Origin of the sequence: Microcoleus sp. PH2017_24_DOB_U_A (genome assembly GCF_020738205.1) — a bacterium.
Taxonomy (GTDB): Bacteria; Cyanobacteriota; Cyanobacteriia; order Cyanobacteriales; family Microcoleaceae; genus Microcoleus.
Genome location: NZ_JAEQCT010000059.1, coordinates 103,454 through 110,234, shown reverse-complemented (window position 1 = coordinate 110,234; position 6,781 = coordinate 103,454). Strand labels below are relative to the sequence as shown.

Annotated in this window: 8 protein-coding genes and 1 pseudogene; 3 read left to right on the top strand and 6 right to left on the bottom strand. The window is 44.8% G+C overall.

Annotated elements, in window-relative coordinates:
* Window positions 1-110: 110 nt before the first annotated feature.
* Window positions 111-557: pseudogene (locus tag JGK07_RS17725) on the top strand (tetratricopeptide repeat protein); the annotation flags it as partial.
* Between the two features lie 39 nt (window positions 558-596).
* Here JGK07_RS17725 and JGK07_RS17720 read toward each other — a convergent pair.
* The 4 genes from JGK07_RS17720 to JGK07_RS17705 all read right to left on the bottom strand — a co-directional run bounded on the left by JGK07_RS17720 (window position 597) and on the right by JGK07_RS17705 (window position 2,719).
* On the bottom strand, window positions 597-1,025 hold the full coding sequence (locus tag JGK07_RS17720; RefSeq protein WP_293181725.1) for a hypothetical protein: 429 nt from the start codon (window positions 1,023-1,025) through the stop codon (window positions 597-599).
* Window positions 1,026-1,040: 15 nt separating this feature from the next.
* Window positions 1,041-1,349: a hypothetical protein gene (locus JGK07_RS17715; protein WP_293181727.1), complete on the bottom strand. Its 309-nt coding sequence runs from the start codon at window positions 1,347-1,349 to the stop codon at window positions 1,041-1,043.
* 83 nt (window positions 1,350-1,432) lie between these two features.
* Complete coding sequence (locus JGK07_RS17710; RefSeq protein ID WP_293190870.1) at window positions 1,433-2,212, bottom strand: Tat pathway signal protein; 780 nt, start codon at window positions 2,210-2,212, stop codon at window positions 1,433-1,435.
* A 3-nt stretch (window positions 2,213-2,215) separates the two neighbouring features.
* Window positions 2,216-2,719, bottom strand: a complete 504-nt coding sequence (locus tag JGK07_RS17705) for a hypothetical protein (protein ID WP_293190872.1) — start codon at window positions 2,717-2,719, stop codon at window positions 2,216-2,218.
* Between the two features lie 155 nt (window positions 2,720-2,874).
* Between JGK07_RS17705 and JGK07_RS17700 the strand changes: the two genes are divergently transcribed.
* A complete protein-coding gene (locus JGK07_RS17700; RefSeq protein ID WP_293224534.1) occupies window positions 2,875-4,290 on the top strand; it encodes an NB-ARC domain-containing protein in 1,416 nt (471 codons plus the stop codon).
* A gap of 242 nt (window positions 4,291-4,532) precedes the next feature.
* On the opposite strand, the gene JGK07_RS17695 is transcribed toward JGK07_RS17700, so the two are convergent.
* Both JGK07_RS17695 and JGK07_RS17690 read right to left on the bottom strand, forming a co-directional pair.
* On the bottom strand, window positions 4,533-4,760 hold the full coding sequence (locus tag JGK07_RS17695; RefSeq protein WP_293181735.1) for a type II toxin-antitoxin system HicB family antitoxin: 228 nt from the start codon (window positions 4,758-4,760) through the stop codon (window positions 4,533-4,535).
* Window positions 4,757-4,981 carry a type II toxin-antitoxin system HicA family toxin gene (locus JGK07_RS17690; RefSeq protein ID WP_293181737.1) on the bottom strand — a complete coding sequence of 75 codons (225 nt, stop codon included), beginning with the start codon at window positions 4,979-4,981 and terminating at the stop codon, window positions 4,757-4,759. Before JGK07_RS17690 ends, JGK07_RS17695 begins: the two co-directional genes overlap by 4 nt.
* Window positions 4,982-5,205: 224 nt before the next feature.
* Here JGK07_RS17690 and ffh point away from each other — a divergent pair, with 224 nt between their 5' ends.
* Window positions 5,206-6,627, top strand: coding sequence for a signal recognition particle protein (ffh, locus tag JGK07_RS17685; RefSeq protein ID WP_293241838.1), 1,422 nt, complete (start codon window positions 5,206-5,208; stop codon window positions 6,625-6,627).
* Window positions 6,628-6,781 lie beyond the last annotated feature (154 nt).

Genomic DNA, 6,781 nt, shown 5'->3' with positions numbered 1-6,781 from the left:
GAAAAAAATGTGCCTCAAATTTTAAGACTGAGATGTGCGTATTTAAATAATGACATCAAGCTAGGTGTTTCTACTTAGTCAAAAAGTGGGATGCTCCCTACTACAATCGGGGGCTGGTGTTGTCGGCATTGGGAGATAAACCGGGGGCGATCGCCGATTATACTCAAGTCATCCGCTTGGATCGAAACTTTGCCGCGGCTTACAACAACCGAGGATTAGCGCTTTCGGACTTGGGCGATCAAAAAGGGGCGATCGACGATTTCAATCAGGCGCTGCAAATTAATCCCGGTCGCGCTAACACTTATTTTAACCGAGGATTGGCGCTATTTCGCATCAATAACGATCGCTCTGCCTTAGCTGATTACACTCAAGCAATTCAACTCAATCCCAGCTATGCTAAGGCTTATGCTAATCGAGGCATTACGTTGGTGAGAATGGGAGATAGGCCAGGGGCGATCGCAGATTTGCAGCAAGCGGCTCGTTTATTTAAGGCTCAAGGAATGAATGCGGATGCTCAAAAAGCATTAGATTTGATTGGGCAACTGCAAAGACAATAAACGTTACGATCTAATCATCGTACTTTAAGCAGAATGCTGCTAATTTGGTTGAATTTTGGCAATAACAAAAGGAGATTCTAGGTCGATCGACCAGTTTTCATCAATAACTTTGAGATTGGTATCTAAAATTAGAGTGAGTTCGCCAATTTCATCATCTTCCTCATCGTTAACTAAGTCCTTTTTGCTAGCAGATAGATCTGCTTTGAGTAAAATTTTCAGTTTAATCCAGTCAGAATTCGGGTGGTTGTTGGTGAGATTTGTGCCTATCGATCGACCGATTAGATCCGCACAGATTGGATGAATTAAAGCAATTTCTTCGTAAAATTTGTTATTGCTATCCCAGTAACCTCTTATTGTGTAATTGCAGGCTTCTAAATGTTGGGTGGCGATGCGATCTATATTAATAGGTGCTAAGAGTTTAGCAAGTTCATCCCAAATTTGGCGATCGGTCAAAGTTACTGCACTCATCAGCTTAATTCTCCGTTAATGACTTGTTTTGACACCAGGAAAGTGTAAAACTCCTTCAATAAACTTTCCATGATAGCGATAATCTCCACCCGATCCTAACACCTTAGATTTGAGATCGTATCCTTCTTGTTCCGAAGGAACAAGACCCATATTACCATCGGGCGGTACTCTACCATTTTGAATAGCTTTGAGATGTTTATTGGTTCCATCGTATCTTTGGCCGAGGCGGATTTGCTTTTTGCTAAAAGATACTAGCATATCAGCCAGCGTTTGATATACGATGTCAGGCTGAATGTCCGCCCAGTTATTGGGTAGAGATTCCATTCGGTTGTATGCGATCGGGATTATTTTATTATACTAGACAGCGATAGGGGATATTTAACCCGGATCTAGTATTACCTTTTCCCCTAAAACCTCACCGTCACCAAAATCACCCGCCGAGGCTGATTTTCCGCTTCAATAGTATACTCAACCCGCCCAAAACCTCTCGGCCCCGGTTCAACTAAATCATAGCGAGATGTCACCGTCCCGGCGGCTGTATCGTATTGAGCAAAAACAGCACCGGGATTCCTCCCAGCAGACGCATCGGCATCCCCTCCCCAAGAGCCCCAATCATCCAATCGCGATCGCGTTGGTAAGACAGAAGCGGCGATTTCTGGAGGTGTTAATCTTTGATCGGCTAAGACTCTTTGAGCATTATGAATAGCGCACATTGTCGGCCCAGAAATTTTGGCATCGCTATATTGATCTTCCCACTTTTGGACGAAGCCAAAGCCCACATTCGGGCCGACTCTATCCTGTCTTTGCCGCCCCCACAGCCGACTGGTATCTGATGCAAAATTAGAACCGCTGCCTGTTACGGCTAATTCGGTTCTTTGGCTGGTAAAATTACGGTTGACAAATTGTTTGTCTGCGGTGCGAATGGCGTTGGCGGCCGCTGGTTCTATTTTATTGCTAACATTACTATTGCCTTGTACGATCGGTGAGAGAACGCCGGGGATGGGTTGTGCTCCACAATGTTTTTGAATACCGTTGAAAACGCGATCGGCTGATAAGGCACTAATCGGAAATTCTAGGGAAAAAGCCTCGGCGGGTTTAGGGAAAAAGATGCCGGATGTTGCGGAAGCAGCAAAAGAAGCGCCACCCCAGATGACGATCCGATTAAATTGACGGCGACTGATGCTCATAGTTTATTTACTCCCTGGAGAGCTTGCCCCCGGCTCAAGTTGAGCTTTCATAAACCAGTAAGATTTATAGCAATTTGTGGCCCTCGCACAAAATACTTCTACTGCTAAACTTTTGCCATTGCTAACATTTACTAGCATTGTATGTACTTTACCTCGATCGCCAGTCCGAGAAGCTACTTGATTTCCGTCTACATAAACATCTATTCGTGCTGGTGGGGCATTCGATGTGTCAGGAATCGCAAACTCGAATCGGAGAGTAGCGGGGCCGCCAGGAAGCCGACAAGTCATAGTGGTATCAGGATCAATATATAAAACAGTAGTGTAAATTTGTCTGCCTACAGAAATATCTTGTTTGTCAGCACCCCACCTACCCGATCGCTTAACACATTGAAGGTCTTCCAAAGGAATGGGGCGTTGAGCCTGAGCCACTTGTGCGCCAAAAGTCCCTAACATCACACATAACATCCCAGCGAGAAACAAACCGCTGAGCCACCGATCGCGCTTCATATAAAATATCCTCTCAACACCTTAATCAATTAATATAAAGGATGAGCTGTGTAGGAAAAATCCTGACTTTAGATAGATGACAAAATCAAAAATGTCACGATTGTACGAAATGTCAGGTATAATGAATGGCGTAAACTCCAGCTTTTCCCGAATCTATGGATATTGCAGAAGTCTTGACACTGGCAGATCAGCTAATTTTTGCTAAGACGGGAAAGCATTTAGATTATGTGCAAGATGCTATTCTGCGGGGAACATTAGAAGACGCAACTTACACGCAAATTGCTCAAGAAGTTTACTCAAGTCCAAGTCATGTCAGAAATGTCGGATCGGACCTTTGGAAAACACTTTCTAAAGGATTGAAAAAAAATATTACTAAAAATAATTTTAGGGCTGTATTAGAAAAGGGTATAGTTTATAATTATCAATCAGCAATTGTTGAAAATATAAGAGGCGAGAGTATAACAGTTAATAATAAGGTTAATGTTTGTCCTGAAAAAGTGCGATCGCCCAAAACACCCCAAAACCCCGAACCAAAAGCAAAACAGCCCCGCATCGACTTAGGCGACGCACCCGAAATCTCCACATTTTTCGATCGCACATCCGAACTCACTACCCTGGAAAACTGGATTTTAAGTCGCACCCGTCTCATCACCATCCTCGGCTTATCCGGTATTGGCAAAACCGCCCTGACACTCCAACTAATCCCGCAAATTCAACACGAATTCGACTGCATCATCTGGCGAAGCCTCCACAACGCGCCACCCCTCGCATCACTTCAAACCGACATAATCCAATCCTGTAGGGGCGGTGCCCCCGTGCCCGCCCTCTCCGTGCCCGAAGAGATTAAGCCTCCGTCTCTTTCTCCCCCCCTTAGCAAGGGGGGGCTGGGGGGGGTAATCCACCATTTGCGATCGCACCGCTGTCTCATCGTCCTCGATGACGTACAAACAATCTTCAGCAGCCAACAACTCGCAGGAAACTATCAACCAGGCTATGAAAACTACGGCGCATTCTTCAAACAAATAGCAGAATCATGTCACAACAGTTGCATAATTTTGCTCAGTTGGGAAAAACCCAGAGAAATTGCAGCATTAGAAAGCCACCAGAAAAATTGTCAAACATTGCAACTCAATGGTTTAGGCGAATCAGCGCGAGAAATCTTCACAGAAAAAGGCTTAGCAGAATCAGAAAACTGGTCAAAATTGATCGACCTTTACCAAGGAAATCCCTTGTGGTTAAATACAATAGCCGCTGCAATTCAAGACTTATTCAACGGCAAAGTTTCTGAATTTTTATCCTATGATAGCCTAGTTTTAGGAGACTTAGAATATTTATTGCACCAACATTTTCAGCGTTTGTCCGACTCCGAAAAACAAGTAATGTCCTGGTTGGCAAATCAAAACAAAGCAGTCGAAATCTCAAAAAAGCCAGCCCTGCTGGAATTATCCCCTTCAGAATTCCTAAAAGCCGTGGAATCCTTGAGACGGAGGTTGTTAATCGAAAAAGTCCAAAAAGGATCTCGAACCCTGTTTGCAGTCCAACGGGCGATCGCAGAATACTTAAACAGTTGACAGTTGACAGTTGACAGTTGACAGTTGACCATTCGGCTACGCTCAGGGCAGGCAGTTGATAGTTGACAGTTGACAGCAAACAGTTGATAGCGAGGTTATAACTGTAAAACATCCAAACACATCAGCGTTAATCTGCGTTCATCAGCGGTTAAAAAATAAAAAAATCAATAACAACGATCGCCCTTCTACATAAAAGAGCGATCGCCTATTTTTGGGGAATGGCGATCTCTTCAAATCTATATTCAAGCAAACAGCAAATTTTCTACTAAAGTTTTAGGTTCTGGGAGAGATTTACCATCTACCTGATATTCTTCAACTAAAAGCTCTAATACCTCTACTGCATTCTGCAAAGCGGCTTCGTAGGTATCTCCATGAGTGTGGAACTGCTGAGATGGAAAATCAGGTAAGTGAACTAGATAGCAGTTATCTTCATCCGACCATTGAATAACAATTATATAAGGTAATTTCATGATTCAGGTTCCTCTTCTTCAATTGCTTTCAATATTCCAAGTTTTCGATTAACTTCTCTCTCTAAATACAGTTTCGCATCATCGCCATCATTGCCAGCAATGGTAATTGGTTCAGTAGGTAGTAAAGGATGAACCCATCTTGTATGGCTGCCTTTTGCCGAACGATAAGTAAACCCAGCTTTTAGCAGCAAGCTTTTGAGTTCTCGAATCTTTTTGGGCATAAACAGACATTAAAATTGTGGCTAGGCGACGAAAATACTTTAATCATATTCCAGAAAGTAGGGTTTGTCCAAACGTACCCTACTACATGAATTTGAAGTAGTTTCAGCGTTAATCCGCGTTCATCAGCGGTTAAAAAATAAAAAATCTAACTTTTCCCAAAACTTGTATCAAACATCCCCGTTTAGCCCTAAAATGAAAAAGACTGACTAGCCAACAATGCCCTATGTTTGAAGCACTTGCCGATCGACTCGAATCCACCTGGAAAAAACTGCGCGGACAAAATAAAATCTCCGAGAGCAACATCCAAGACGCGCTCAAAGAAGTCCGCCGCGCCCTCCTGGAAGCCGATGTCAACCTCCAAGTCGTCAAAAACTTCATTTCAGAAGTAGCGGCCAAAGCACAAGGCGCAGAAGTCGTCTCAGGCGTCCGTCCCGACCAACAATTCATCAAAATAGTCCACGACGAACTCGTCCGCGTCATGGGGGAAACCAACGTACCCCTCGCCACCGCCGACTCCGGGCCCACAGTCATCCTGATGGCCGGTTTGCAAGGAACCGGGAAAACCACAGCCACCGCCAAACTAGCGCTGCACCTCCGCAAGCAAAATCGTACCGCACTGCTAGTCGCCACCGACATTTATCGACCAGCGGCGATCGACCAATTGCTGACTCTCGGCAAACAAATCGACGTACCAGTATTTGAATTAGGTACAGATACCGACCCCGTAGAAATTGCCCGCCAAGGCATCGAACATGGCAAACAACTAGGCGTCGATACAATCATCGTCGATACAGCAGGCCGCCTGCAAATCGACCAAGACATGATGGCCGAATTGCTTCGCATCAAACAAACAGTACAACCCCACGAAACGCTGTTAGTTGTTGATGCCATGACCGGCCAAGAAGCAGCGAATTTAACCCGCACTTTTCACGACCAAATCGGCATTACCGGCGCCATCTTAACCAAATTAGACGGCGACAGTCGCGGCGGTGCAGCGCTATCAGTGCGGCAAATATCCGGCGCGCCAATTAAATTTGTCGGCGTTGGTGAAAAAGTGGAAGCATTGCAACCATTTTATCCCGATCGCATGGCATCGAGAATTCTTGGTATGGGCGATGTCTTGACGCTAGTCGAAAGAGCTCAAGAAGAATTCGACATCGCCGATGCCGAAAAAATGCAAGAGAAAATGCTCACGGCAAAGTTTGACTTTACCGACTTTCTCAAGCAAACCAGACTACTAAAAAATATGGGTTCCCTAGGCGGCATCATGAAAATGATTCCGGGGATGAACAAACTCACCGATGAACAAATGCGGCAGGGAGAAGTGCAATTAAAACGCACCGAAGCCATGATTAATTCCATGACAACTGAAGAACGCCGCAATCCCGAACTTTTAGCAAGTTCTCCATCCCGCCGCCGCCGCATCGGAAAAGGCGCAGGCTACGCAGAAAACGACGTAACAAAACTCGTTAGTGACTTCCAAAAAATGCGTACCATGATGCAGCAAATGAGTCAAGGTAACTTTACAGGAATGGGAGGATTGCCGGGAATGCCGGGAATGCCGGGAATGCAAGGAATGCAGGGAATGGGCGGCCAGAAGAAAAAGAAAAAAAACAAGCCTAAAAAAGGTTTTGGTCAGTTGTAAAAAATGGTTCGTAGTTAGGACTTCAGTCCTCTCTTTGATGCGGACTGAAGTCCTCACTACAAACCTATGGAAACCGTAGGGTGCGTCGCTATTGATAATTTGCACATCAGCTTGAAAAGCTCATAGCGACGCACCCTACACAATAGTTTTTTTG